24 protein-coding genes and 1 riboswitch are annotated in these 26207 nt (G+C 51.5%); of the genes, 23 read left to right on the plus strand and 1 reads right to left on the minus strand.

Annotated elements, in window-relative coordinates:
* The first annotated feature begins 120 nt into the window (after positions 1-120).
* Positions 121-316, plus strand: a riboswitch (cobalamin riboswitch).
* A 328-nt stretch (positions 317-644) separates the two neighbouring features.
* The 5 genes from ACLU9Q_RS17485 (at position 645) to ACLU9Q_RS17505 (ending at position 7192) form a co-directional block, all read left to right on the plus strand.
* Positions 645-1127 carry a complex I 24 kDa subunit family protein gene (locus ACLU9Q_RS17485; RefSeq protein ID WP_296839327.1) on the plus strand — a complete coding sequence of 161 codons (483 nt, stop codon included), beginning with the start codon at positions 645-647 and terminating at the stop codon, positions 1125-1127.
* Positions 1120-3000, plus strand: coding sequence for an NADH-ubiquinone oxidoreductase-F iron-sulfur binding region domain-containing protein (locus ACLU9Q_RS17490; RefSeq protein ID WP_296839326.1), 1881 nt, complete (start codon positions 1120-1122; stop codon positions 2998-3000). The genes ACLU9Q_RS17485 and ACLU9Q_RS17490 overlap by 8 nt, the downstream gene beginning before the upstream one ends.
* Positions 3001-3012: 12 nt before the next feature.
* Positions 3013-4710, plus strand: a complete 1698-nt coding sequence (locus ACLU9Q_RS17495; protein ID WP_296905951.1) for a [FeFe] hydrogenase, group A — start codon at positions 3013-3015, stop codon at positions 4708-4710.
* 266 nt (positions 4711-4976) lie between these two features.
* Positions 4977-5903, plus strand: a complete 927-nt coding sequence (locus ACLU9Q_RS17500; RefSeq protein WP_296836585.1) for a ketopantoate reductase family protein — start codon at positions 4977-4979, stop codon at positions 5901-5903.
* Positions 5904-5995: 92 nt separating this feature from the next.
* Positions 5996-7192: an NADP-dependent isocitrate dehydrogenase gene (locus tag ACLU9Q_RS17505; protein ID WP_296836588.1), complete on the plus strand. Its 1197-nt coding sequence runs from the start codon at positions 5996-5998 to the stop codon at positions 7190-7192.
* 2 nt (positions 7193-7194) lie between these two features.
* Here ACLU9Q_RS17505 and abc-f read toward each other — a convergent pair whose 3' ends face one another.
* Complete coding sequence (gene abc-f, locus ACLU9Q_RS17510) at positions 7195-9138, minus strand: ribosomal protection-like ABC-F family protein (RefSeq protein WP_296836590.1); 1944 nt, start codon at positions 9136-9138, stop codon at positions 7195-7197.
* A 167-nt stretch (positions 9139-9305) separates the two neighbouring features.
* Between abc-f and ACLU9Q_RS17515 the strand changes: the two genes are divergently transcribed.
* The 18 genes from ACLU9Q_RS17515 (at position 9306) to ACLU9Q_RS17600 (ending at position 26187) form a co-directional block, all read left to right on the plus strand.
* Positions 9306-10625 carry an aspartate kinase gene (locus tag ACLU9Q_RS17515; protein WP_296836593.1) on the plus strand — a complete coding sequence of 440 codons (1320 nt, stop codon included), beginning with the start codon at positions 9306-9308 and terminating at the stop codon, positions 10623-10625.
* A 66-nt stretch (positions 10626-10691) separates the two neighbouring features.
* Entirely contained in the window at positions 10692-11339 is a 648-nt protein-coding gene (locus tag ACLU9Q_RS17520; protein WP_296836668.1) for a redox-sensing transcriptional repressor Rex, read from the plus strand.
* Positions 11340-11403: 64 nt separating this feature from the next.
* Positions 11404-12246 (plus strand): NAD(P)H-hydrate dehydratase, encoded by an 843-nt coding sequence (locus ACLU9Q_RS17525; RefSeq protein ID WP_296836594.1) that lies wholly within the window; start codon positions 11404-11406, stop codon positions 12244-12246.
* Positions 12247-12321: 75 nt separating this feature from the next.
* Positions 12322-13494, plus strand: a complete 1173-nt coding sequence (alr, locus tag ACLU9Q_RS17530) for an alanine racemase (RefSeq protein WP_296836597.1) — start codon at positions 12322-12324, stop codon at positions 13492-13494.
* A gap of 74 nt (positions 13495-13568) precedes the next feature.
* Positions 13569-13925 carry a type II toxin-antitoxin system PemK/MazF family toxin gene (locus tag ACLU9Q_RS17535; RefSeq protein WP_296836606.1) on the plus strand — a complete coding sequence of 119 codons (357 nt, stop codon included), beginning with the start codon at positions 13569-13571 and terminating at the stop codon, positions 13923-13925.
* Between the two features lie 69 nt (positions 13926-13994).
* Positions 13995-14870 (plus strand): hemolysin family protein, encoded by an 876-nt coding sequence (locus ACLU9Q_RS17540; protein WP_296836620.1) that lies wholly within the window; start codon positions 13995-13997, stop codon positions 14868-14870.
* 12 nt (positions 14871-14882) lie between these two features.
* Positions 14883-15611, plus strand: a complete 729-nt coding sequence (locus ACLU9Q_RS17545; protein WP_296836633.1) for a YebC/PmpR family DNA-binding transcriptional regulator — start codon at positions 14883-14885, stop codon at positions 15609-15611.
* A 3-nt stretch (positions 15612-15614) separates the two neighbouring features.
* A complete protein-coding gene (locus ACLU9Q_RS17550) occupies positions 15615-16412 on the plus strand; it encodes a CFI-box-CTERM domain-containing protein (protein ID WP_302226047.1) in 798 nt (265 codons plus the stop codon).
* A 156-nt stretch (positions 16413-16568) separates the two neighbouring features.
* A complete protein-coding gene (locus ACLU9Q_RS17555; protein WP_296836651.1) occupies positions 16569-17225 on the plus strand; it encodes a ClpP family protease in 657 nt (218 codons plus the stop codon).
* Between the two features lie 65 nt (positions 17226-17290).
* Positions 17291-18169 carry an undecaprenyl-diphosphate phosphatase gene (locus ACLU9Q_RS17560; RefSeq protein ID WP_296836659.1) on the plus strand — a complete coding sequence of 293 codons (879 nt, stop codon included), beginning with the start codon at positions 17291-17293 and terminating at the stop codon, positions 18167-18169.
* A gap of 24 nt (positions 18170-18193) precedes the next feature.
* Entirely contained in the window at positions 18194-21193 is a 3000-nt protein-coding gene (locus ACLU9Q_RS17565; protein WP_296836662.1) for an FtsK/SpoIIIE family DNA translocase, read from the plus strand.
* Positions 21194-21273: 80 nt separating this feature from the next.
* Positions 21274-22167 (plus strand): sulfide/dihydroorotate dehydrogenase-like FAD/NAD-binding protein, encoded by an 894-nt coding sequence (locus ACLU9Q_RS17570; protein WP_296836665.1) that lies wholly within the window; start codon positions 21274-21276, stop codon positions 22165-22167.
* A complete protein-coding gene (gene gltA / locus ACLU9Q_RS17575; RefSeq protein ID WP_302226044.1) occupies positions 22167-23555 on the plus strand; it encodes an NADPH-dependent glutamate synthase in 1389 nt (462 codons plus the stop codon). The genes ACLU9Q_RS17570 and gltA overlap by 1 nt, the downstream gene beginning before the upstream one ends.
* A gap of 94 nt (positions 23556-23649) precedes the next feature.
* Complete coding sequence (locus ACLU9Q_RS17580) at positions 23650-23949, plus strand: Dabb family protein (protein ID WP_296840595.1); 300 nt, start codon at positions 23650-23652, stop codon at positions 23947-23949.
* A complete protein-coding gene (gene rlmH / locus ACLU9Q_RS17585) occupies positions 23949-24428 on the plus strand; it encodes a 23S rRNA (pseudouridine(1915)-N(3))-methyltransferase RlmH (protein WP_296840599.1) in 480 nt (159 codons plus the stop codon). Before ACLU9Q_RS17580 ends, rlmH begins: the two co-directional genes overlap by 1 nt.
* Positions 24429-24459: 31 nt before the next feature.
* Entirely contained in the window at positions 24460-24987 is a 528-nt protein-coding gene (locus ACLU9Q_RS17590; RefSeq protein ID WP_296905966.1) for a GNAT family N-acetyltransferase, read from the plus strand.
* 36 nt (positions 24988-25023) lie between these two features.
* The gene (locus ACLU9Q_RS17595) at positions 25024-25623 is read left to right on the plus strand and encodes a DUF1349 domain-containing protein (protein WP_296840606.1); all 600 of its coding nucleotides are present in this window, start codon (positions 25024-25026) and stop codon (positions 25621-25623) included.
* Positions 25624-25683: 60 nt separating this feature from the next.
* Positions 25684-26187 (plus strand): GNAT family N-acetyltransferase, encoded by a 504-nt coding sequence (locus ACLU9Q_RS17600; RefSeq protein ID WP_302226041.1) that lies wholly within the window; start codon positions 25684-25686, stop codon positions 26185-26187.
* Positions 26188-26207: the final 20 nt, after the last annotated feature.

A 26207-nucleotide genomic window follows, 5' to 3' on the forward strand; every position in this document is an offset into this window, starting at 1 on the left:
CCGGGACATTTTCATATGTGGTATACTAGGACATTATCATAAATGGCTTATACAGCTTTTCACAATTGTGAAAAAGCAATTGACAAACAGGCGTGCACAGACTATACTATAAGTGTGTAATTGATAATTGCTGTATCAAGTGCAGAGCGGTCGTACATACTGCTTTGAAGAGGGAATTGGGTGAGAATCCCAAACGAACCGGTCACTGTGATCAGGGAGCAGACTCCAATATGTCATTGTGCCACCCATGGCGCGAGAAGGCGGAGCGAGCGCAGACCTGTCAGCCAGGAAACCTGCTTGATACATGAGATGTGCTCCAGGAGACAGCGCAACATCCAACCAAGCCGTATCCGCGGTTTGTGATCGTGACTGTATGGGTGAACAGTTACTTTTTTATTTGGAAATCTCAAGGCAACGAGACTACACAATATAATACCTCCTTCATACCGTCCGATGCAGAAAAATGCTGACATTTTCTGCAGCAAACGGAATGGGTTTCCCGGCAAGATCGCTTGCCGGGATTTTTTTTGTTAAATTAATATCTATGCCGTTAAATTAATATCTTTTGTTGTAATCATACACATAAAATGGTATTATGAAGAAAATAAATTGTGCAAAATATATAATACAAAGGAGGACGAAAGATGCTAGACCAGACTTTTTATCAAAAAGCGGATGAGATCATCGCGTTCTATGGTAAAAAACCAGCCTCACTGATCCCGATTATGCAGGACATCCAGGGAGCGTACCGTTATCTTCCCGGAGAACTTCTCACGTATGTTGCAGGTCAGATCGGTATCACAGAAGCAAAGGCATTCAGCGTCGCCACCTTTTATGAAAACTTTTCCTTTGAGCCGAAGGGAAAATATGTCATTAAGGTCTGCGACGGGACGGCATGCCATGTGCGGAAATCGGCGCCGATCCTGGAAGCATTTCAGAAAGAGCTTGGGCTGAGCGCGAAAAAACACACCACGGACGACATGATGTTTACGGTGGAGACCGTTTCCTGCCTCGGCGCATGCGGGCTTGCGCCGACGGTGATGGTAAACGAGGACGTGCATCCGAAAATGACACCGGAAAAAGCAATTGGTTTAATACGGGAATTGAGAGGTGACAAGCATGATTGAAAACAGAGAAGCTTTGATGCAGGCAAGTGAAGCCGCAAAACAGGAAATTGCCTCTTATGACTGCCGGATTCTCGTCTGTTCCGGCACCGGCTGCATCGCGACCGGTTCCCAGAAAATATACGAGGAGTTTTTAAAGATCGCAAAGGATGAGCCGGGTGTGCGGATTGATTTTACGCCCCATGATGAAAATACACATGTCGGCGTGAAAAAGACCGGCTGCCAGGGCGTCTGCGAGCTTGGTCCCTTGGTGCGTATCCAGAAGGGCAGCCAGGTAGTGCAGTATACAAAGGTACAGATTTCCGATTGTAAGGAAATTTTTGAGCGCTCCGTAAAAGGCGACGGTATCGTGGAGAGCCTGCTTTACAAACAGAATGGTATATCCTACAAAAGCCCCGATGAAATTCCGTTTATCGCGAAGCAGACGCGCATCGTTCTGGAAAACTGCGGCAAATTTGACGCGGAATCCTTCGATGAATATCTGGCGAGCGGCGGCTTTTCGGCGTTCCAGAAGGCACTGTTTGAGATGACGCCGGACGAAGTGGTCGACGTGGTCGACAGATCCGGGCTGCGCGGGCGCGGGGGCGGAGGCTTCCCCACCGGCAGAAAATGGAAACAGGTAGCGCGGCAGGCGGAAAAGGAGCGCTATGTGGTCTGCAACGGCGATGAGGGCGACCCCGGTGCATTCATGGACGGCTCTGTGATGGAGGGCGATCCCTATAAGCTGATCGAGGGTATGATGATCGCAGGCTACGCGGTCGGCTCGGAAAACGGCTATATCTATGTGCGTGCCGAATACCCAATGTCGGTGGCAAGGCTGAAACATGCGATCGCCGAGCTGGAAGCAAGGCATATGCTTGGCGATAATATCCTTGGCACAGACTTTTCTTTCCATATGCATATCAACCGCGGCGCGGGCGCATTTGTGTGCGGCGAGGGCAGCGCGCTGACGGCTTCGATCGAAGGAAACCGCGGTATGCCGCGTGTAAAACCGCCCAGAACCGTAGAAAAGGGGCTTTGGGCAAAACCGACTGTCTTAAATAACGTGGAAACCTATGCGAATGTCCCGAAAATCGTACTGGAGGGCGCCAATTGGTACCGCAGCATCGGCACGGAAGGCACGCCGGGAACAAAAACGTTCTCGCTGACCGGCTCCATCCAGAATACCGGTCTGATCGAGGTGCCGATGGGCACGACGCTGCGCGAGATCATCTTCGATATCGGCGGCGGCTTAAAGGACGGCGGCACCTTTAAAGCGGTGCAGATCGGAGGTCCTTCCGGCGGCTGTCTGACGGAGCAGCACCTGGATGTGCCGCTCGACTTTGAATCCATCAAAAAATATGGCGCGATCGTCGGCAGCGGCGGTCTGGTTGTTATGGACGACCACACCTGCATGGTTGAGGTGGCAAGATTCTTTATGAGCTTTACGCAGCGCGAATCCTGCGGAAAATGCGTACCATGCCGCGAGGGCACCAAGCGTATGCTGGAGATTCTCGAAAAAATTGTGGCTGGCAAGGGCGAGCTGGAGGATCTGGACCGCCTGGAGGAGTTTGCCGAGATGGTGAAGAATATGGCGCTGTGCGGTCTTGGAAAGAGCGCGCCGCTCCCGGTACTTAGTACCCTGCGTACCTTCCGCGAGGAGTATGAGGAACATATTGTGGACAAAAAATGTAAGGCGAAGGTCTGCCAGGCAATGCGCCGCTTTGTGATCAACCCGGAATACTGCAAGGGCTGCGGAAAGTGCGCGAAGAATTGTCCGGTCGGAGCGATCACCGGCGTTCGCAAGGAATGCTATCATATTGATCCAAATATCTGTATTAAGTGTTCAGCTTGTAAGGACAACTGTGCATTTGATGCCATTTATGTTGAAGCGTAGGGAGGAACGAATATGGGAACCATGATAATTGACGGTAGAAAAGTAACTTTTACCGATGAAAAGAATGTCCTGTCCGTTATCCGCAATGCAGGCATCGACATTCCGACACTTTGCTATCATTCCGAGCTTTCCACGTTCGGCGCCTGTCGCCTCTGTACGGTGGAGGACGACCGCGGAAGAACGTTTGCTTCCTGCTCGGAGGAACCAAGAGACGGTATGGTGATCTTTACCAACACCGGAAAACTGCGGAAATACCGCAAGCTGATCATCGAGCTTCTGCTTGCCGCACACTGCCGCGACTGTCTGACCTGCGAAAAGAGCGGGGACTGCAATCTGCAGACGCTGGCGAAACGCTTCGGCGTGATGGAGGTGCGTTTTGACAACTATAAAGAACGACGTCCTTTGGATTTCAGCTCGCCGTCGATCGTGCGGGATCCGAATAAATGTATTCTCTGCGGAAACTGCGTGCGCGTCTGCGAGGAGCTGCAGGGCGTCGGCGCGCTCGGCTTTGCACACCGCGGCTCGGATGCGATGGTGATGCCGGCGTTCGACCGGGAGATCGCGACGACGGACTGCGTAAACTGTGGACAGTGCCGCATTTTCTGTCCGACGGGTGCGATCAGTATCCGTCACAACCGCGGCGAGGTCTGGGATGCGCTTGCTGATCCGGATACACGCGTGGTGGCGCAGGTTGCCCCGGCAGTGCGTGTGGCGGTCGGCGACGCGTTCGGGCTGCCGAAGGGTAGGAGCGTAATGGGGAAAATTGTGAACGTGCTGCACCGCATGGGCTTTGACGAGGTATACGATACCACCTTCAGCGCGGATCTCACCATTATGGAGGAATCCGCCGAGTTTCTCGACAGAGTACAGAACGGCGGAAAGCTGCCGCTTCTTACCTCCTGCTGCCCGGCGTGGGTAAAATTTGTGGGCGACCAGTTCCCTGAATTTGAGGAGAACGTGTCGACCTGCCGTTCCCCGCAGGGAATGCTCTCCGCGGTCGTGAAGGAATATTTCCGCGATCCGGCAAACAGCGGTGGCAAAAAGACGGTGATGGTATCCATCATGCCATGTACGGCGAAAAAAATGGAAGCGAACCGCGAAAACAGCTACACGAAGGGCGAAAAAGACACCGATTTCGTTCTGACGACCACAGAGCTGATCGACATGATCCGAACGACCGGCATCGACTTTGCGGAGCTGGAGCCGGAGTCCTCCGACATTCCGTTTGGCTTCGGTTCGGGCGGCGGCGTCATCTTTGGCGTGACAGGAGGCGTAACGGAGGCGGTCATCCGCCGACTGGCGCCGGATCACACGAAGGAGACATTCCAGGCGATCGCTGAGTGCGGCGTGCGCCAGGAGGGATTTATCCGTGAATTTTCTGTTCCGTACAATGGCATGGAAATCAAAATCTGTGTGGCGAGCGGACTTGCAAATGCCCGCACCGTGATGGAGCAGGTGAAGAGCGGCGAGAAGGAATACCATCTGATCGAGATCATGGCATGCCGCCGCGGATGCGTCATGGGCGGCGGTCAGCCGCGGCTTGCCGGAAAGCGCACAAAAGCGGCGCGCACTGCCGGTATTTACCGCGCAGATAGTGTTTCCGTCATCAAGAAGTGCGACGAAAATCCGATGATCACCTCCCTGTACGAAGGATTTTTAAAGGGCAGGGAGCACGAGCTGCTGCATAATCACAGCTTCTGTGCGAAATAAATGTAGTAAAAAGATCAGGATTGGCACATATGAGGCAGGAAATCCGGAAAACGGACTCCTGCCTTTGTCTATGCGATTAGTTTTTCATTGACAAAGGCAGGTCTGAGTGATAATATGATTAGCGGTTAGCAAATACTAACCACAAGAGCTTTCCACTTGTGCGCTTGGACAGGAATAAGCTAAAAAAACACTTAAACATGTCTGCCTGGCTCGCTGCTGGCGGAAATAAAATTGTTGTGCTGAAGAAAGAAGAGGGAGAAGCTGCTGTGAGAATTTTGGTTTTTGGCGCTGGAGTGCTGGGCTGCAACCTGGCAAATAATTTATATCGTGCGAAAAAAGATGTGACTTTGCTGGCCCGGGGCGAGTGGGCAGAGCGGTTGAAGCAAAATGGTTTACATATGAAAAAGACCTTTCATCTGCGGGAAACCGTCAGCCGCATTCCGGTTATTACACGGTTAAAACCGGATGACGTTTACGATGTTATTTTTATTGTGATGCGCTATACCCAGTTGGATAGCATAATGGAATTCCTGCGGACAAACGGGACGAAAAATCTTGTATTTGTGGGCAACAATGTCCGCGCCGCCCACTATGCCGCATTATTGCCGGAGAAAAACGTGCTGTTCGCCTTTGCGTCCTCTGCGGGGCATCGGGAACCGGAGCGGGTTGCTTCCATCGACCTCAAAAAAATCACGATCGGGCAGCTGAAAGATGCGCCCTCCAACGAAGCTCTGATCGGGCAGATTTTCACAGGCACCGGATACAGGGTGACCTACGAACCCAATATGGGAGATTATCTGCTCTGTCATGCAGCTTTTGTACTGCCGGTGGCATTTGCCTGCTACTATGCGGACGGCGATCTGCACAGGCTCAAAGGGAATGCCGCCTATCTGGAACGGATTCTGAACGCCAATCTTGAGGGGTACCGCGCAATCGAGCGGGCGGGGCATAATATCCTTCCGGCCAGCGATGCAAACTATGAAAGCGCTTCTTACCGCAGGATCTGTCTGTTTTTCTTTCGGCTGATGTGCGCGACCGGTCTTGGGAAGATCTGTGCCAGTGACCATGCTATGAATGCCGTTGAGGAAATGAGTGCCTTAAACCGGGACATCAAAAAATACTTTGACGGGATCGGAGCGGAGTATTCTGTCTGGCAGTCGCTGGAGCAGGACGCCGGACGATATCTGAAATAGAGATTAATGAAGATAAGTGATACTGTTGCTTGACAAGCTGGGGCGGATTGGATAAAATTTGATAAATGATTGTATAAATGAGGAGGAGCATTATGAATAAAATTGCGATGAAAACCCCGCTTGTGGAAATGGACGGCGACGAAATGACCAGGATCCTCTGGAAGCTGATCAAGGATGAGCTGATTCTGCCGTTTGTCGATTTAAAAACAGAATATTACGATCTCGGACTTCAGAAGCGTAACGAGACGGACGACCAGATCACGATAGACAGCGCGCTTGCCACGAAAAAATACGGTGTTGCCGTAAAATGCGCTACGATTACGCCGAACGCGGCGCGCGTGAAGGAATACAATTTAAAAGAGATGTGGAAGAGTCCGAACGGAACCATCCGAGCGATTCTCGACGGCACCGTTTTTCGCGCGCCGATCATCGTAAAGGGCATCGAGCCGAACGTGCGCACCTGGAAAAAGCCGATCACGATCGCAAGACATGCCTACGGCGATGTTTACAAGGCAACGGAGATGAAGGTTCCGGGAGCAGGAAAAGCGGAGCTTGTATTTACCGATGAAAACGGAAACGAAACGCGCGAGCTGATCCATGAATTTAAGGGAAGCGGCGTGCTGCAGGGAATGCATAACCTCACCAGCTCCATCGAGAGCTTTGCGCGAAGCTGCTTTGCCTATGCGCTGGATACAAAACAGGATCTCTGGTTTGCCACCAAGGATACCATTTCCAAAAAATATGACCATACCTTCAAGGATATCATGCAGGAAATCTTTGACGCAGAATATGCGGATAGATTTAAAGAAGCAGGCATCACCTACTTCTATACGCTGATCGACGACGCGGTAGCGCGTGTGATGAAGTCGGAGGGCGGCTACATCTGGGCGTGCAAAAACTACGACGGCGACGTTATGAGCGATATGATCTCGTCTGCATTCGGATCCCTTGCGATGATGACATCTGTGCTGGTATCTCCGGACGGCTGCTATGAGTACGAGGCCGCGCACGGAACCGTTCAGCGTCACTATTATAAGCACCTGAAAGGGGAGGAGACCTCCACAAACTCCGTTGCCACTATTTTTGCCTGGAGCGGCGCGCTCAGAAAGCGCGGCGAGCTTGACAGCCTGCCGGAGCTGATGGCATTCGCAGACAGGCTGGAAGCAGCGACCATCGCTACCATCGAGGAGGGCAAAATGACAAAGGACCTTGCTCTCATCACCACCCTGGAAAATGTCACTGTATTAAACAGCGCCGACTTCATCCGCGCGATCCGGGAAAAACTTTAATACTACATCAGCGTCTCCCAGAGCTCATACAATTCTTCGAGCTTTTGGGAGATTTCATATTTCTCCTTATTCAGCTCCATACAGCGGGCAGCGTCGGAATAGACCTCCGGCTGCGCAAGCATTTCATCAAGCTCACCGTCGCGCGTCTCCAGCGCCTGGATCTGTTCCTCTGTTTTTTTCAAATCATTCTGGCGCTTGCGCTCACGCGCCTGCTCCTCTTTTTGCTGCTTCCAGTCGCGCTTTACATCCGATTCACCTGTGACTGCAGGAGAGGCAATGGCATTCCCAAATAGCCCGGTACTGGTTTTCTCCGCTGCCTGCGGCGCATAGATGCGTGTCAGTTCTTCTTTTTTCGTCAGATAATAATCGTAATTTCCAATATAATTCACCAGCGTGTTTCCTGTCAGTTCCAGAATGCGGGACGCTGTCTTGTTGATAAAATAGCGGTCGTGCGACACATAAAGCACCGTGCCGGTGTACTGGTTCAGCGCGTTCTCCAGGATCTCTTTCGAAGTAATATCAAGATGATTGGTCGGCTCATCCAGGATGAGGAAATTTGCCTCCGACAGCATCAGCTTGGCAAGGGATACGCGCCCGCGCTCGCCGCCGCTCAGATCGGAAATCCGCTTAAATACATCGTCTCCGGTAAACAAAAAGGAAGCGAGCACATTGCGGATCTGCGTATTGGTCAGTGCCGGATACGCATCGGAAATCTCTTCAAACAACGTTTTCTCCATGTGGAGCACATGATGCTCCTGGTCATAATAGCCGATATGTACCTTGCTGCCAAGCGAAAAAGAACCGGCGTCCGGCTCACATACTCCGTTCAGGATTTTCAGAAGTGTTGTTTTTCCGGTACCGTTATCACCGATAATCGCAACCTTTTCGCCGCGCTTAATCTCAAAGTTCAGATCCGAAAAGAGTGAGAGAGAGCCAAAGGACTTTGCCAGTCCCTCCACTTTTAATACATCGTTTCCGCTGGTGATGCGCGGTTCCAGGCGGATCTTCATCTCGCTGGCCACCTCCGATGGCTTTTCCAGACGTTCGATCTTGTCAAGCATCTTGACACGGCTTTCGGCGCGCTTGATACTTTTTTCACGGTTAAAGGAACGGAGCTTTGTGATGACCTCCTCCTGATGCTTAATTTCCTGCTGCTGGTTGAGGTATGCCTTCATCTGTGCCTCGCGCATCTGCGCGCGCTTCTCGGCGTAGGCGCTGTAATTGCCCGAAAAAACGCAAGAGTGCCCGTTGTCCAGCTCGATGATCTTCGTCACGACCTTGTTGAGAAAATAGCGGTCGTGCGCCACGATCACCACGGCGCCCGGATAATTCTGCAGATAGACCTCCAGCCAGGCGATCGAGTTCATGTCGAGATGGTTGGTCGGCTCGTCCAGGAAGATGATGTCCGGCTTCTGCAGAAGCAGCTTGCCGAGCGCCACGCGCGTTTTCTGCCCGCCGGAGAGCGTATCAATATTCTTCGAAAACTCCTCCTCCGAAAAACCAAGTCCCTTTAAGATACCGATGATCTCGCTCTGATAAGCGTAGCCGTTTTTATTTTCAAATTCGGTGCTGAGACGGTTGTAGGTTTCCAGCGCTTCATTTAAGCGGTCGCCGTCCAAATGCTTCATTTCCTGCTCCAGAGCGCGGATACGCTCCTCCAGTGCGATCACGTCGCGGCGCGTTTCCAGAAGTTCCTCGTAGATCGTATTGCTGCTGGAGACCGCATCGTGCTGCGCCAGGTAGCCGATAGAAGTCCCCTTTGCGAAGACTGCCTCGCCCTCATCCGCTGACAGATCCTTCATGATAATTTTCAGAAGCGTTGACTTCCCAGCGCCGTTGATGCCGACGATCGCCGCTTTTTCCCGCTCCTCAATATGAAAGGAGACATCCTTTAAAATTTCATTTGTACCAAAAGCTTTTGATATATGACTGCATGTTAAAATCATGATTTTTTTCCTTTTCTGTGTTTTTCTAAGATAGTTTAGCATATTGCGTCAATTTCTACTAGCTTTTTTCAGAGAAATGCTGTAAAATATCTTAGATTTATCGGCTGAATATAAAAATACGGCTGCAGGAAAGTGCAGGAAAAGAATACACAGGAGGAATCTGGGGAATGAAAAAAGTTGTGAAATTTGGTGGAAGCTCGCTTGCCAGTGCGGAGCAGTTTCAGAAAGCCGGAAGTATCATCCGGGCGGAAAAGAGCAGGAAATATGTGGTGCCGTCTGCGCCGGGTAAACGCTTCGACGGCGACATAAAGGTAACCGATATGCTTTACGACTGCTATGAGACGGCGATCAGCGGAAAGAATTTCGATCAGAAGCTCGGAAAGATCAAGGAGCGTTATGACGAGATCATTGCGGGGCTGCATCTGAATCTGTCACTGGAAAAGGAATTTGCGCAGATTCACGATTATTTTGAAAAGGGCGCGGGAAACAATTATGCAGCATCCCGCGGAGAATATTTAAACGGTATCATCATGGCGGCGTATCTTGGTTTTGAATTTATTGATGCGGCGGAGGTTATCTTTTTCCGGGAGGATGGTACATTTGATTCCGAAAAAACAAATAAGATTCTCTCAGCAAAACTGAGAAAAACAGAGAACGCCGTGATCCCGGGCTTTTACGGGGCGATGACAAACGGCACCATCCGCACCTTCTCCAGAGGCGGCTCCGATATTACCGGCTCTATCGTGGCGCGCGCCGCGAAAGCGGATCTCTACGAAAACTGGACGGATGTTTCCGGTTTCCTTGTAACCGATCCGCGTATCGTGAAAAATCCGGAACCGATCGAGACGATTACTTACCGCGAGCTGCGTGAGCTTGCTTATATGGGCGCCTCCGTACTGCACGATGAAGCGATCTTCCCTGTGAGGAGCGAAGGAATCCCTATCAACATCCGCAACACAAACGATCCATCCGCACCGGGCACAATGATCGTGGAGAGCACCTGCCGGAAGCCGAAATATACCATAACCGGAATTGCCGGGAAAAAAGGATTTGCTGCAATAAATATAGAGAAAGACCGTATGAACACGGAAGTCGGCTTTGGGCGCAGGGTACTCAGCGTATTTGAGGATAACGGCATTTCCTTTGAGCATATCCCGTCCGGCATCGACACGATGAGCGTGTTTGTTCATCAGTCGGATTTTGAGGAAAAGGAACAGAAGGTGCTTGCAGGTATCCGCCGCGCCGTGTCGCCCGATTATCTGGACATGGAATCGGATCTGGCGCTGATCGCTGTCGTTGGACGCGGTATGCGTTCTACGAGAGGAACCGCGGGAAGAATTTTCTCAGCGCTCGCCCATGCAGATATCAATATCCGCATGATCGATCAGGGCTCCAGCGAGCTGAATATCATCATTGGTGTCAGCAATAATGATTTTGAAAAGGCAATTCAGGCAATTTATGATATTTTCGTAACCGTACGTCTGTGATTGACAAAATTTTCACATTGGTGTATAATTACAGCATTATTTAAAAGATTTCGGAGGGGGATTTTGTTGGAGGAAAAGGAAATTTCAAGGGCTGTCATAAAACGCCTTCCCCGTTATTACCGGTATCTTGGTGAACTTCTTGACGATGGCGTAGAGCGCATCTCATCCAATGAGCTGAGCGACCGCATGCAGGTGACTGCGTCGCAGATACGCCAGGATCTGAATAATTTCGGCGGTTTCGGTCAGCAGGGATACGGTTATAATGTAAAATTTTTGTATCATGAGATAGGAAAGATTCTTGGACTGGATAAAACCTACAACATGATTATTTTAGGTGCGGGCAACCTCGGACAGGCTCTTGCGAATTATGTAAGATTTGAAAAGCGCGGGTTTCGTGTGATCGGGATGTTTGATGTGAACCCACAGCTTATCGGAAAAAAGATCCGCGGTATTGAGATCCGTATGCTGGATGAACTGCCGGAGTTTCTGGAACAGAATGACATCCAGATCGCTACCCTTACGCTCCCGAAGGCGGCGGCGGAGGAAGTGGCGATAAAGCTGGTGGAATCCGGTATCAAGGCAATCTGGAACTTTGCTCATACGGATCTGAATCTGCCGGATGATGTGGTGGTAGAGAACGTCCATCTTTCCGAGAGCCTGATGCAGCTGTCATACAATATTACGAAATATCAGCGCGAAAAGAATACAAGTTAAGTGACGGGGCTTCTGCAAAAATTTGCGGCAGCCCTGTTTACGTGCCGCAGAAAGGAAAACAGAAATGGAATCCATTTATTGTCCGCAAAATCTGTCCGCGGTGCTTCCGCAGCGAAAGGCAGATTCGTTTAAGGGCACCTACGGGAAGCTGCTCGTTGTCGCCGGCAGCCGCAATATGTGCGGTGCGGCGTATCTGGCCGGAAAAGCGGCATACCGAACGGGCGCAGGTCTGGTTTATATTTATACCGAGGAATGCAACCGCGTGATCCTCCAGCAGCTTCTTCCGGAGGCTGTGCTGATCACCTACGATCCGAAAGACTGGACACCGGAGCCGCTTAAAAACTGTCTTGACAGCATGACAGCGGTAGCTGCGGGCTGCGGGCTTGGAACCGGAGCAGTCAAAAAGGAGATCTTAAAATACGTTCTGTCGGCAGATCACCTGCCGCGCGTGCTGGACGCGGATGCGCTTAACATTTTGTCAGCAGACGATAAGCTCTGGGAGCTTGCCGGCGCGCCGTTCATCATTACTCCGCATATTGGCGAGATGAGCCGTTTGAGCAGTCTGTCCTCTGCAGCGATCAAAAAGGATCCGGCAAAAGCGGCAAGAGAATTTTCCGCCGCTCACAGGGTAATCACGGTTCTGAAGGACGCAAAAACCGTCGTCTCCGACGGAACGGACTGCTCATGGAACACCTGCGGGAACAACGGTATGGCGACCGGCGGCAGCGGCGACGTCTTAGCCGGGATCATCGGCGGTCTGCTCGCGCAGAAAATGCCGCTCTTTGAGGCGGCAAAGCTCGGTGTCCATATCCATGCCTTAGCCGGGGACGCCGCCGCGAAAGAGCGCGGCACCTACTCTATGATGGCGGGCGACATTATAGAGCATATTTTATACGGTGTATCTTAAAAGAAATTTGCCTATTGGCTCGCATAAATAACCGACATTTATTATCTGTATCCAACATGCGGAAGGAGGATCATTATGAAAAATTACAGCAGAGTTTATGCCGGCATCGATCTTGATGCCGTTGCATTCAATTTTGCCTCAATGCGTAAAAACATTCATCCGTCGGCGAAGATGATCGCCGTCATCAAGGCGGACGGCTACGGACACGGCGCGGTTCCGATCGCGCGGCTCGTGGAAGCGTATGATTATCTCTGGGGCTTTGCCGTCGCTACCGCGGAGGAAGCGCTTCAGCTTCGAAGCGCGGGCATTAAAAAGCCGGTTTTGATTCTCGGCTATGTCTTTGAGGAGCATTACGCGGATCTTATCCGCGAGGACATCCGGCCGGTAGTATTCAAGCTCTCCATGGCGGAACAGCTTTCCATGGAAGCGACGCGCCAGAACAAAACGGCGGTTATCCATATCGGTCTTGATACCGGCATGACGCGCATCGGTTATCCCGCAACAGCGGAGAGTGTTCTGGAGATCATGCTGATCAGCAGGCTGCCGAACATAAAAATCGAAGGCATGTTCACGCATTTTGCGCGCGCGGATGAGACGGATAAAACCTCCGCGCAGGATCAGCTTGAGCGCTATCTGAAGTTTGCAGATAAGCTGAAGGAGACGGGGGTAGACATTCCGCTGCGCCACTGTTCAAACAGCGCCGGCATCATCGACATGCCGTATGCAAATTTAAACCTTGTGCGCGCCGGCATCAGCATTTACGGCATTTACCCGTCAGAGGAGGTCTGTAAGGAAAACGTGCCGTTAAAGCCGGTAATGGAGTTAAAGAGTCACATTACCCTCATCAAGGAGGTGGAGGCGGGCGTGCCGGTCAGCTACGGCGGCACCTTTGTCACGAAGCAGAAAACCCGCATCGCCACCATTCCGGTCGGCTACGCGGACGGTTATCCGCGCCAGCTCTCAAATAAGGGCAGAGTGCTGATCCACGGCAAGAGCGCGCCCATCCTCGGCCGCATCTGCATGGATCAGTTTATGGTGGACGTGACCGACATTCCGCAGGCACAGGAGCTGGATGAGGTGACGCTGCTCGGCACCGACGGCGAAGCATCCGTCACCGTGGAGGAGCTGGGAGAACTTTCCGGCAGGTTCCCCTACGAATTTGTCTGCGATATCAGCAAGCGCGTGCCGCGGGTTTACAAAAAGAACGGGCAGGTTTCGGAACAGAAAGATTTTTTCGACGTATATTAATTAAAACGAATATCTGATAAAAATTGGGAAATACTCCAGTCAGTATCAAAATGAAATGATGGAGTGTGAAGTGTGTGATTATCAGACGAGGAGATATCTTTTACGCAGACCTGCGTCCGGTCATCGGTTCCGAACAGGGCGGGATCCGTCCGGTCCTTGTGATACAGAACGATGTCGGAAACAAACATAGCCCGACGGTGATCGTTGCGGCGATCACCTCAAAAATGAACAAGGCAAAGCTGCCCACCCATATTGGAATCGAGGCGAGCCACTACGATATTGTGAAGGATTCCGTGATTTTACTGGAGCAGCTCCGCACGATCGACAAGAAGCGGCTGAAGGATAAGGTATGCCATCTGGACAGCGATGTTCTGCGCCGGGTAGACCGGGCGCTGATGATCAGTCTGGAACTGGATACATACCTGTCTTGACGAGCGCTCCGATAAATGTTATATTCTTTAAATGAAAGAAACACACAGGAAAAGAAAGGAAGAACGCGCGTGTTAAAATCTTTGAGCGGATACCTTGCCAGAAAGCTTGGCAAAAATCCGTCCGGATCTGATGAGTACGAGGAAGAGATCATTTCCATGGTAAACGAGGGGCATGAGCAGGGAGTCATCCAGGAGTCCCAGGCGCAGATGATCCAGAACATCTTCGAATTTACCGATAAAGAGGCGCAGGACGTCATGACGCACCGCCGCAACATCACGGCGATCGACGGCACCATGAACCTGCGGGATGCACTTACCTTTATGCTGGACGATACGCATTCCCGGTTTCCGGTCTATCTGGATAACCTGGATAATATCATCGGCATTCTGTTTTTAAAGGACGCCATGCGCTGGCATACCAGGGATCAGCACGCCTACGACGACTGGCAGATCAAGGATGTTCCGAATCTGCTGCGCAAAGCAGTGTTTATTCCGGAAACGCGGAATATCAGCCAGCTATTTAAGAATATGCAGATGCGCAAGCTGCAGATGGTGATCGTGGCGGATGAGTACGGTCAGACCGCCGGTCTGGTCGCTATGGAGGATATTCTGGAGGAGATCGTCGGGAATATCCAGGATGAATATGATAACGATGAGACCATGATCGAGAAGCTGAGCGACGGCGACTACCTTATCTCCGGGCTTGCCCCGCTGGATGAGGTGGGCAAAATGCTGGGGCTGCCGTTTGATGATGTCGATTTTGAGACGCTCAACGGCTATCTTATTTCCAAGCTCGATAAGATCCCGTCGGATGACGACCGCTCTGAGATCATCGCAGACGGTTACAGCTTCCGCATTTTGAGCGTTGCCAATAAAACCATCGAACGGGTGCGCGTACACCGACTTCCCGAAGAGAAAGAAGAACAAAACGAAGAGACAAAATAAGGAGAGAAAACCATGTCAGGACATTCAAAATTTGCCAACATTAAGCACAAGAAAGAGAAAAACGACGCAGCAAAGGGAAAAATTTTCACGATCATCGGACGTGAGATCGCCGTGGCGGTAAAAGAGGGCGGTCCGGATCCGGCAAATAACAGCAGGCTGCGCGACGTTATCGCAAAAGCAAAGGCAAACAATATGCCGAACGATACCATCGACCGCGGCATCAAAAAAGCGGCGGGCGACGCAAACTCCGTTAATTATGAGTATGTTTCCTACGAGGGCTATGGTCCGAGCGGCATCGCGATCATCGTGGAAGCGCTCACTGACAATAAAAACCGCACGGCGGCAAACGTGAGAAGCGCGTTTACAAAGGGCGGCGGCAGCATCGGCACACAGGGCTGCGTATCCTACAGCTTTGATAAAAAAGGACAGATGATCATCGACAAGGAAGAATGCGATATGGACGCCGACGATCTGATGATGCTGGCACTCGACGCCGGAGCAGAGGATTTTTCCGAGGAAGAGGACAGCTTTGAGATCATCACCGACCCCGATGAGTTTGGCAGCGTGCGCGAGGCGCTGGAGAAAGAGGGCATTGTGTTCGCCTCCGCAGAGGTAACGATGATCCCGCAGAACTATGTGGCGCTCACCGATGAGATGGCACTTAAAAATCTGCAGAGAACACTCGACCTTCTTGACGAGGACGACGACGTGCAGAATGTTTATACAAATCTGGAGGAATAATTTATGGAGGAAAACACGTATCTGACTGCGCTTCACGGGATGGAAAGGGTCATCCCGGACGCCAGGCAGTTTGTTTCCATGTTCAACAGGAAAAGCTACGGCGACGCATTTCAGAAATATTATGAGGCGCACGCTGTCACCTTCGGGGCTGTGGAGACGGGCTATCAGAATGCGATCGATAAGACACAGTATCTGTTCAACATGGCGGAAGCAGCCGTCAGGCCTGCTGCTGCGGAGGTACAAAAGATGCCCGGCAGATCAAAGCAGGAGAAGGAGCTGATAGACAGCAACCTCAGCATGGTGGTGTATGTTCTTCCGGGTATCCTTTATTATAAAGGCGAGAGCGCAAAGCCGCTCACCGATGAGATCCTGCGGCAGTGGAAGGCGCAGTTTCCGAAAACGAATCTCTCGGCGGCGCCGTTTGAGGAGATCGAATCGGGCTTTCACAAAAAATGGTGCTATATCACGACGGCGGTCTGTGAGACCTTTGGCAAGCCGGACGACTGCTACGAACTGACGCTGCTGCGCAATTACCGCGACAGCTATCTGCAGAGCCAGCCGGACGGTGAAGAGGTGATACGGGAGTATTACGACGTCGCGCCCACCATTGTGAAGCGCATCAACCGCCAGCCGGACAAAAAGAAGATCTATCGCGGCATCTGGGAAACCTATTTAAGTCCCTGTATCACGATGATCGAGAACGACGAAAAAGCCGCCTGCAAGGAGCTGTATATCGAGATGGTGCGTACCCTGCAGGAGCGCTACTTCTATACGGATAATACCAGGGGCAGCCGGTCATAAATGGCGCTGCGCCTGCACATAAGCAGTTATAAGCAACATACCGCAAAACAGCGTACAAAAGGATTTTCCGTGAAAATCGTTTGCAGGCTGTTTTTTGCGTATAAAGCCTGCTGTTTCGGAAATACTATGTGCATGATCTGATGAGGAGAAGGCACAATGGCAAAAAATGAGGAAAATAAAGACGAAAATAAAACAGAAAAATTAAAGGAATACGGGCAGGTGACATTAAATCACAAGATTCATCTGATCACCATTATCGGTGAGGTGGAAGGGCATGAATGTCTGCCTGCAAACACAAAAACGACGAAGTACGAGCATATTCTGCCGCAGCTTGCCGCGATCGAGGACAGCCGTGAGATCGAGGGCGTTCTGATCCTTTTGAATACCGTCGGCGGCGATGTGGAGGCGGGGCTTGCCATCGCGGAGATGATCGCATCGCTCTCCAAGCCGACCGTATCGCTGGTGCTCGGAGGCAGCCATTCCATCGGCGTGCCGATCGCCGTTTCCGCCGATTATTCCTTTATCGTGGAAACAGGCACCATGGTCATCCATCCGGTGCGCATGAGCGGTACCGTTATCGGCGCGCCGCAGACCTATGACTATTTCCGGCAGATGCAGGACCGCATTCTTGGGTTTATTTCTTCCCACTGCTGCGCCGACAGAAAGCGGCTGGAGGAGCTGATGCTGGACACCGGAATGCTCACGAAGGATCTTGGGACTATCCTCGTCGGCAAAGATGCGGTCGAAGAGGGCATTATCAATGAGGTCGGCGGCATCAGCGACGCTCTTAAAAAAATACACAGTTTGATTTAGCATTTGTATCTCCTGCAAAATTATGTTATACTAAATTAGATTTGCTTATGCAGGGGAGAAAATATATGTCTATAATACAAGCGATATTCCTGGGACTCATCCAGGGTGTTACCGAATTTTTGCCGGTCAGCAGCTCCGGCCATCTTGCGATCCTTCGAAATCTTCTTGGAATTGAGATCGCGGACGGACTTTTCTTTGATGTGCTGCTGCATCTCGGCACCGTGATCGTCATTATCTGCGTGTTCCGAAAGGATATCCTGCGGATGCTTCTGGAAGCTTTGCGTATGCTGGCGGATGTTGTTTACAATATTCAGATAAAGATACACAACCGCCGCGAGCAGGATGCAAAGCGCTGCCGCAAAATTGTACATAATAATTATCGGAAGTTTGTTGTCCAGGTGCTGGTCTCCACGTTCCCGACCGCCGTCATCGGTTATGCTGCGCGGGATCTGGTATCGATCGCCGAACAGACGCTCATCGTTCCAGGCGTTTGTCTGATCTTAAACGCCGGTCTTCTTCTGGTGGCGGATGTCTCCGAATCCGGGCGGAGGATACCCAAGGATATCAGCTATACGAATGCGTTTATGATCGGTGTTGCCCAGGGCGTTTCCACGCTTCCCGGTCTGTCGCGCTCCGGCACGACCATCGCCGCCTGCCTGCTGAGCGGTTTTGAAAAAAAGTTTGCCGTAAAATATTCCTTTATCATGGCAATTCCGGCGATCCTGGGAGCTGCGATTCTGGAGCTTTTCCGTGTTGATTTTTCCAGGCTTGCCCTGCCGCAGTTTTTTATCTATCTCGCCGGAGCTGTCGCTGCGGGCGTTTCCGGATATTTCTGTATCCGGAAAATGCTGGTGATCGTTCGAAGAAAGCGTTTTAAGGGATTTGCTGTATACTGCCTTGTCATTGGCATTGTCGCGATCGCAGGCTATTATATACAGCGCTGATATATATGAGGAGTGAAAAAATTTATGGAAACAAAAAATAAAAAGAGCGCGGAAAAGACGGAAGCCGCCGTCAGAAAAAACCGTGCGAAAAAAAAGGAGGACGCCGCAAAGACCGCCAGTGCGAAAAAAAAGGAGAACACTGCAAGGAAATCGGACAGCACGGCAAAAACGGGCGCTTCCGTCTCCGGAAACCGTAAAAAATCTGCCGGAAGCGCCGCGCAGGAGCCGGTCAGAGCCTCACGCCGCCGTGAGATCGATGTACCTGATATCCGTCGGGCGCCGGGAACCCCGGTACTTGCGGAAGTTTGCTTATGGATTCTCATTGCGCTCTGTCTGATCCTTTTTTTAAACAATATTTTTGCTTTTGGCGTGACAGCGCTGGACGCTGTCAGCGGCTTCTTTTTTGGTGTCTTCGGCGTCTGCGCATATCTGGCGCCGATTCTTTTGGTCTTTCTGGCAGCGTTCATCGTTGCCAACCGCGCAAGCCTCCCGTCGTGGGTAAAATCGGGGGCGATTTTTATCTTTTTCCTGTGTATCTGTGCGTTTACGGAGCTTCTGTCGGGAAGCTTTGACGCAGCGCGCAGCTTCTCCGATTATTATGCGGCCGGAAGGGATTTTCGCGCCGGAGGCGGTGCTGCCGGAGCGCTTTTGTGCCGTATATTCTGCCCGCTGTTCGGGCAGATCGGCGCCTGGATATTGCTGATCGTGCTGATCATCATCTGCGCGGTCATCATCACGGAGCGTTCGCTGTTCGACGGTCTGCGCAAAGGCAGCAGCCGCGCCTATCGCCGGGCACGCGCGGATTCCCGGGCAAAAAAAGAGCTGCACGATCTGAAAAAAGAGAAAAAACAATTAACGAAACAGCGTCAGATGCAGGCTGAGATCGACAGGCTGCGCTCCGGCGAGGGAGAGGTGGAGCTTGAGGTGCGCAGACCGCGCCGCGCAAATGTTATTTCCGGCGTAACGGAGAACACAAGACTTGATCCTCATCTTTCTGCTCCCGAAGAGATTCACGAGGTAGTTCCTCACATATATCGCCGCGGAGAAGCGGCGGACGCTCCTGCGGAACCGAAGGAGACAGTATCCAGACGCAGGCACGTTTCCGACGCCCAGGCCGGACAGCCGGGAGACGCCATGCAGCCGGAGAATACACAGCCGGAGGCGGTGCCGGCCGCAAGATCAAACCGTGCAAAGAAAATGGTGGATTCCGTCAATCCGCAAAAGCCGAAACAGATGGATCTAAACTTTACTATCCAGCGGGACGGTGTCTCCGAAAACGTTGAGATTCCGGCGTTTTCCGTGGCGGAGCTTTCATCGGAGGACAGCGGCAGTGCAGAAATCCCGCAGATGCCGGATACCACGCCGCCTGTCAGAAAAACGGCCGTGACGTGGCAGGCGAACGCCGCCGACGCCCAGGAAACGCAGGAAACGCAGGAAGCGTTTGCGGGCAGCCGTCAGATAAAAAACCCGAAATCCTCCCGTGCGGAGCAGGAAAAAGTGCTTGACAGCGTGGCGCAGGAAATTGCGCTCGCAGAGGAGCAGCCAAAGCCCGCCTATGTATTTCCGCCGCTTGACCTGCTTACGAAGCCCACCCGCGGACGCGGCGGCAGCAACACTGAGGTGAAGGAGACGGCGGCAAAGCTGCAGCAGACCTTACATAACTTCGGCGTCAATGTCAATGTGACGAATGTGAGCTGCGGCCCGGCTGTCACGCGCTACGAGCTTACGCCGGAGCAGGGCGTGAAGGTGAGCCGCATCGTCAACCTTTCCGACGATATCAAGCTGAACCTTGCTGCCTCCGATATCCGGATCGAGGCGCCGATCCCCGGAAAATCCGCCGTCGGCATCGAGGTGCCGAACAAGGAAAACAGCACCGTGCTGCTGCGCGAGCTGCTGGAGTCGGAGGAATTTAAAAACGCAAAATCCAATTTAAGCTTCGCCGTCGGCAAGGATATTGCCGGCAAGGTGGTGGTGGCGGATATCGCAAAGATGCCGCATCTGCTGATCGCGGGCGCTACCGGTTCCGGAAAATCGGTGTGCATCAACACACTGATCATGAGTATCCTCTATAAGGCGGACCCGGAGGACGTCAAGCTGATTATGATCGACCCGAAGGTGGTGGAGCTGAGCGTGTACAACGGTATCCCGCATCTGTTCATTCCGGTCGTCACCGATCCGAAAAAGGCTTCCGGTGCGCTGAACTGGGGCGTTGCCGAGATGACGGACCGTTATCAGAAATTCGCCGAGTGCGGCGTGCGCGACCTGAAGGGCTATAACGAAAGAATTGCGCAGCTCACCGATGTGCCGGAGGAGCAACGCCCGAAGAAGCTGCCGCAGATCGTGATCATCGTCGACGAGCTTGCCGATCTTATGATGGTGGCTCCCGGCGAGGTGGAGGATGCTATCTGTCGTCTGGCGCAGCTTGCGCGCGCGGCGGGCATCCATCTGATCATCGCCACGCAGCGTCCGTCAGTGAACGTTATCACCGGTTTGATCAAAGCGAACATGCCGTCCAGGATCGCCTTTTCGGTGACGAGCGGCGTTGATTCCCGCACCATCATCGACATGAACGGCGCGGAAAAGCTGCTCGGAAAGGGCGATATGCTCTTTTATCCGCAGGGCTATCAGAAGCCCGCGCGTGTGCAGGGCGCGTTCGTCTCTGATAAAGAGGTCAGCAATGTGACTGATTTCCTCACGCAGAAGAACGACGTTACCGGCTATAAGCAGGAAATGGAGGACCGCATGACGCAGGTGGCGCAGGCGGCAGTCTCCCTTCCGGGAGCTTCCGGAGGCGGAAACGAGCTGGATTCCAACTTTGCCGAAGCCGGCAGATTTATCATCGAGAAGGATAAAGCGTCCATCGGTATGCTGCAGAGAGTGTTCAAGATCGGCTTCAACCGGGCGGCCCGCATCATGGATCAGCTTTCCGACGCCGGCGTTGTCGGACCGGAGGAGGGCACAAAGCCGCGCAAGGTTCTGATGACGATGGAAGAATTCGAGCGATATATTGATGAATATGTGTAAAAATTCTTGCAGTTTTTTTTGCTTTGCGGTATAGTTATTTTAAGTGCCTGTGCACATCATCATGGAGGAGGAAAATTTTTATGTACAAGATTTTGAAAGCAGGGAAACTTGCAGGCAATATCTACGAAATGGTAGTTGAAGCGCCAAGAGTTGCAAAGCATTGCCTGCCCGGACAGTTTATCATCGTAAAAGCGGATGAAGTCGGCGAACGTATTCCGCTGACGATCTGTGATTACGACAGAGAGGCGGGGACCATCACGATCGTGTTCCAGCCGATCGGAGCATCCACCGAGAAGTTTACATACTTAAAGGCAGGCGATTCCTTCCGCGATTTTGTCGGCCCGCTCGGACGCCCATCTGAGCTGTGCGAGGAGGAGAACCTGGAAGAGACAAAGAAGAAAAAGATCCTGTTCGTTGCAGGCGGCGTTGGAACCGCACCTGTTTACCCGCAGGTAAAATGGCTGCATGAACACGGCGTGGACGCGGATGTCATCATCGGCGCAAAGACGAAAGATCTTGTCATTCTGGAGGATAAGTTCAAGGCAGTCTGCGGCAATCTGTACATCACCACCGACGACGGCTCCTATGGCAGAAGCGGTATGGTTACAAAGGTTATCGAGGACCTCGTAACGGCAGAGGGCAAGACCTACGATCACTGCGTGGCGATCGGTCCGATGATCATGATGAAATTCTGCTGTCTGACCACAAAGAAATACAATATCCCGACGATTGTCAGCATGAACCCGATCATGGTGGACGGCACCGGTATGTGCGGTGCATGTCGTGTAATGGTTGGCGATGAAGTGAAGTTTGCCTGCGTGGACGGACCGGAATTTGACGGACATGCGATTGATTTTGACGCAGCTATGAAGCGTCAGGCAATGTACAAGACAGAGGAAGGCCGTGCGCTGTTAAAGCTGCGTGAAGGAGACACACATCATGGCGGATGTGGAAATTGCGGAGGTGACAAATAATGGGAGACGTATTAAAGAAGGTTCCTGTAAGAGAGCAGGCGCCGAAGGTAAGAGCTGCAAATTTTGACGAGGTATGTCTTGGTTATAATAAAGAAGAGGCTATGGAGGAGGCTGCGCGCTGCATCAACTGCAAAAATGCAAAGTGCGTGACCGGATGTCCGGTAAACATTAACATTCCGGGCTTTATTCATGAGGTAAAAGAGGGCAATTTCGAGGAAGCATACCGGATCATTTCCGAATCCTCCGCACTTCCGGCGATCTGCGGCCGTGTATGCCCGCAGGAGAGCCAGTGTGAAGGAAAATGTATCCGCGGCATCAAGGGCGAGCCGATCTCCATCGGTAAGCTGGAGCGCTTCGTGGCAGACTGGGCGAGAGAGAACGGCATCAAACCGACGGCTCCGGCGGAGAAGAACGGCAAAAAGGTTGCTGTCATCGGTTCCGGTCCTTCCGGTCTTACCTGCGCAGGCGATCTTGCAAAGCTCGGTTACGACGTAACCATCTTTGAGGCGCTGCATGAGCCGGGCGGAGTGCTTGTTTACGGTATTCCGGAGTTCCGTCTTCCGAAGCTGGACGTTGTGGCGAAGGAAGTGGAGAATGTAAAAGCGCTCGGCGTTAAGATCGAGACAAACGTTATCATCGGACGCTCCATCACCATCGACGAGCTGATGGATGAGGAAGGCTTTGAGGCTGTATTTATCGGCTCCGGCGCCGGACTTCCGATGTTCATGGGCATTCCGGGAGAGACAGCAAAGGGCGTATTCTCCGCAAACGAGTACCTCACCAGAAACAATCTGATGAAGGCATTCCGCGAGGACTATGATACTCCGATCGTGCGCGGCAAGAAGGTTGCTGTTGTCGGCGGCGGAAATGTTGCTATGGATGCAGCGAGAACGGCTCTCCGTCTCGGTGCAGAGGTACATATCGTTTACCGCAGAAGTGAAGCAGAGCTTCCGGCACGTGTGGAGGAGGTTCACCACGCAAAAGAAGAGGGCGTGATCTTCGACCTTCTGACAAACCCGAAGGAGATCCTGGTGGACGAGAACGATGCCGTTGCAGGTATGACCTGCGTGCGCATGGAGCTTGGCGAGCCGGATGCTTCCGGAAGAAGACGTCCGGTGGAGATTCCGGGCTCTGAGTTCACGCTGGATGTAGATACCGTCATCATGTCGCTCGGTACCTCTCCGAACCCACTGATTTCTTCCACGACCATCGGTCTGGACACCAACCGCCGCAAATGCATCATCGCCGACGAGGAAACCGGCAAGACCTCCAAAGACGGCGTATACGCAGGCGGAGACGCCGTTACCGGCGCTGCAACCGTTATCCTCGCGATGGGCGCAGGAAAAACAGCTGCAAAGGGTATTCACGAATTTTTAAGCAATAAATAAAACAGGGTTCCATGGGTGCAGAATATTGAAATAGGATGTGCCCATGGACTTTTTTAAACTACTTGAGTAGTTACACTGAAACAGGAGGTTAAAAATGGTAAGACATATTGTAATGTGGAATTTTGCAGAAACACTCTCCGACGAGGAAAAGAAGGCAGCCGGAGCGAAAATGAAGGAGATTTTAGAGCCGCTTAAGGACGTGGTTCCGGGCGTTGTATCGCTCAAAGTCGTTGTAAATGAGCTGCCGTCCAGCAACCGCGACGTCGCGCTGATCGGTGATTACGAATCCGTGGAAGCATTGAATGGCTACACGGTGCATCCGGCGCATGTGGAGGCGGGCAAGTTTGTAAGAAGCGTTACCTGTAACCGCTCCTGCCTGGATTTTGAGCTGTAATGCGCATCACAGTGATAGCGGTCGGGAAAATTAAAGAAAAATACTTCACAGGCGCGATTGCGGAATATGCAAAGCGCCTGTCGCGGTATTGTAAGCTGGAAATCATTGAGCTTCCCGACGAAAAAACGCCCGACGGAGCGAGCGCGGCGCAGGAGCAGCAGATTAAAGAAAAAGAGGGCGACCGCATCCTGAAAGCGATCCGCGAGGACGCCTATGTGGTGGCGCTCGCTATCGAGGGACAGAAAATGACGTCGGAAAAGCTGGCGGCTTTCATCGAGAAGCGCGGCATCGCCGGGGACAGCCACCTTACCTTTCTCATCGGCGGCTCCCTTGGGCTTGATGAGCGCGTTCTGCGGCGCGCCGATTACCTGCTCAGCTTTTCCGACATGACCTTCCCGCACCAGCTCATGCGTGTGATCCTGCTGGAGCAGGTATACCGGAGTTTTCGGATCATTCATCACGAGCCATATCACAAGTAATTGAGTTCTTTTATTGAAAGAGGTATACGTTATGGAAGGCATTATAATCAGAGAAGCCTCAGCCAAAGATGCTGAGCAAATGATAGAATATTTAAAAATTGTTGGTGGGGAAACGGATAATCTTACATTTGGAGAAGCTGGATTCCCTGTCACAGTAGAACAAGAAGAGCAATATCTTGAAAATGTTCATGATGACAAAACATCGGTATATTTGCTTGCCTGCAAAAATGGTGAGATTATCGGAGATGGCAGTCTGACCGGTCTGCCGCGAAGAATGTGTCACCGTGCAGAACTGGGGATCACTGTGCGGAAAAAATACTGGAATTGTGGTATTGGCAGTAAGCTTATGGAAGGGCTCATTGAATATGCAAAAAAAAATGGGATTGAAATCCTTAATCTGGAAGTGAGAAGTGATAATGTAAACGCGATCCATTTATACGAAAAATATGGATTCAGGCATATCGGAACATCACCGGCCTATTTTAAGATCGGAGATGACTATGTAGATTTTGAATTAATGTTTCTTGACTTACGGCAGTCAGAAAATCGAAAATTATGATAAAATTAACCTGAAAAATTACGGAGGATATGACTTATGAATCTGGAGAATTTTAAATGGACACGCCAGCCTCAAAGTTATAGTATAAAAGATAACCGGATAGAAATCATTACCGCCCCGCACACGGATCTCTGGCAGAGAACCTATTATCATTTCCGCAACGATAATGCACCGGTGCTGCAGATGGAAACTGAAGAACAGTTTTTCAGTTTTACCGTAAAAACGAATTTTTCGGAAAGTCATCATCGCTTTGATCAGTGCGGAATCGTGATGTATCTGGACAGCGAAAACTGGCTGAAGGGTTCTGTTGAATACGAAAACGAAAAATTTCAGCACCTTGGCAGCGTTGTGACAAATGGCGGTTATTCAGACTGGGCAACTACGGCGATTCCGGCGGATATCAAATCTATGTGGTATCGTTTCAGCCGCCGGGAGGATGACTATTGTATCGAATGCTCGGAGGATGGTACAAATTTTACGCAAATGCGTATCTGCCACATGCATAAAGGAAATGGAAAAATCCGGTTCGGCATTTATGCCTGCTCGCCGGAAGACTCTTCATTCAGGGCTGTCTTTACAGACATGGAGCTTACACAGTGTCAATGGAAAGCGCATGATGGGCAGCAGCCGGATTAGGTACCTTTCATGGCGCAAAGGATCTGGAAGAGTGATTTTTGAAGATGGAGGAGGAAGCAAATGGCTGAAGCGCCGTTTTATCTGGAAATAAATGCTTTATCAGAAAGATTTTATGTGCGGAGGCTGCACGAAAACGACGTGGATATGATATATGATCTGAGCTGCGAAAATAAGCTTTTTTATCAATATCATCCGCCCTTTGTCACAAAGGAGAGTATCCTGGAGGATATGTCCACCCTGCCGCCTGGAAAAAGCTGCGAGGATAAGTATTATATCGGCTTTTTTGAGGATGCGTTTCTGGTGGCAGTCATGGATCTGATCCTGGATTATCCGACAGAGAGGATCGCCTTTATCGGGCTGTTTATGACAAATATATTATATCAGCATAAGGGGATTGGCTCTGAGATTATTGGGGATGTTGTCCGGCATTTGAAATCAATTGGATACCGGGAAATCCGTCTTGGAGTTGACAGAGGCAATCCGCAAAGCTACTCCTTCTGGTCAAAAAACGGATTTTCCGTAACAGGCGGGAAAGAATATATTTTGATGGGACGGACACTTTAAAAACTTTCCACGATATAATT

It is taken from the genome of Marvinbryantia sp. (genome assembly GCF_047017445.1).
Lineage (GTDB): Bacteria > Bacillota > Clostridia > Lachnospirales > Lachnospiraceae > Marvinbryantia.

Excerpts from the sequence above, each read along its gene's own strand:
- ACLU9Q_RS17485 (WP_296839327.1), top strand. The coding sequence starts at position 645 with ATGCTAGACCAGACTTTTTATCAAAAAGCGGATGAGATCATCGCGTTC.
- ACLU9Q_RS17490 (WP_296839326.1), top strand. The coding sequence starts at position 1,120 with ATGATTGAAAACAGAGAAGCTTTGATGCAGGCAAGTGAAGCCGCAAAA.
- ACLU9Q_RS17495 (WP_296905951.1), top strand. The coding sequence starts at position 3,013 with ATGGGAACCATGATAATTGACGGTAGAAAAGTAACTTTTACCGATGAA.
- ACLU9Q_RS17505 (WP_296836588.1), top strand. The coding sequence starts at position 5,996 with ATGAATAAAATTGCGATGAAAACCCCGCTTGTGGAAATGGACGGCGAC.
- abc-f (WP_296836590.1), bottom strand. The coding sequence starts at position 9,138 with ATGATTTTAACATGCAGTCATATATCAAAAGCTTTTGGTACAAATGAA.
- ACLU9Q_RS17515 (WP_296836593.1), top strand. The coding sequence starts at position 9,306 with ATGAAAAAAGTTGTGAAATTTGGTGGAAGCTCGCTTGCCAGTGCGGAG.
- ACLU9Q_RS17525 (WP_296836594.1), top strand. The coding sequence starts at position 11,404 with ATGGAATCCATTTATTGTCCGCAAAATCTGTCCGCGGTGCTTCCGCAG.
- alr (WP_296836597.1), top strand. The coding sequence starts at position 12,322 with ATGAAAAATTACAGCAGAGTTTATGCCGGCATCGATCTTGATGCCGTT.
- ACLU9Q_RS17545 (WP_296836633.1), top strand. The coding sequence starts at position 14,883 with ATGTCAGGACATTCAAAATTTGCCAACATTAAGCACAAGAAAGAGAAA.
- ACLU9Q_RS17550 (WP_302226047.1), top strand. The coding sequence starts at position 15,615 with ATGGAGGAAAACACGTATCTGACTGCGCTTCACGGGATGGAAAGGGTC.
- ACLU9Q_RS17555 (WP_296836651.1), top strand. The coding sequence starts at position 16,569 with ATGGCAAAAAATGAGGAAAATAAAGACGAAAATAAAACAGAAAAATTA.
- ACLU9Q_RS17560 (WP_296836659.1), top strand. The coding sequence starts at position 17,291 with ATGTCTATAATACAAGCGATATTCCTGGGACTCATCCAGGGTGTTACC.
- ACLU9Q_RS17565 (WP_296836662.1), top strand. The coding sequence starts at position 18,194 with ATGGAAACAAAAAATAAAAAGAGCGCGGAAAAGACGGAAGCCGCCGTC.
- ACLU9Q_RS17570 (WP_296836665.1), top strand. The coding sequence starts at position 21,274 with ATGTACAAGATTTTGAAAGCAGGGAAACTTGCAGGCAATATCTACGAA.
- gltA (WP_302226044.1), top strand. The coding sequence starts at position 22,167 with ATGGGAGACGTATTAAAGAAGGTTCCTGTAAGAGAGCAGGCGCCGAAG.
- ACLU9Q_RS17580 (WP_296840595.1), top strand. The coding sequence starts at position 23,650 with ATGGTAAGACATATTGTAATGTGGAATTTTGCAGAAACACTCTCCGAC.
- rlmH (WP_296840599.1), top strand. The coding sequence starts at position 23,949 with ATGCGCATCACAGTGATAGCGGTCGGGAAAATTAAAGAAAAATACTTC.
- ACLU9Q_RS17590 (WP_296905966.1), top strand. The coding sequence starts at position 24,460 with ATGGAAGGCATTATAATCAGAGAAGCCTCAGCCAAAGATGCTGAGCAA.
- ACLU9Q_RS17595 (WP_296840606.1), top strand. The coding sequence starts at position 25,024 with ATGAATCTGGAGAATTTTAAATGGACACGCCAGCCTCAAAGTTATAGT.
- ACLU9Q_RS17600 (WP_302226041.1), top strand. The coding sequence starts at position 25,684 with ATGGCTGAAGCGCCGTTTTATCTGGAAATAAATGCTTTATCAGAAAGA.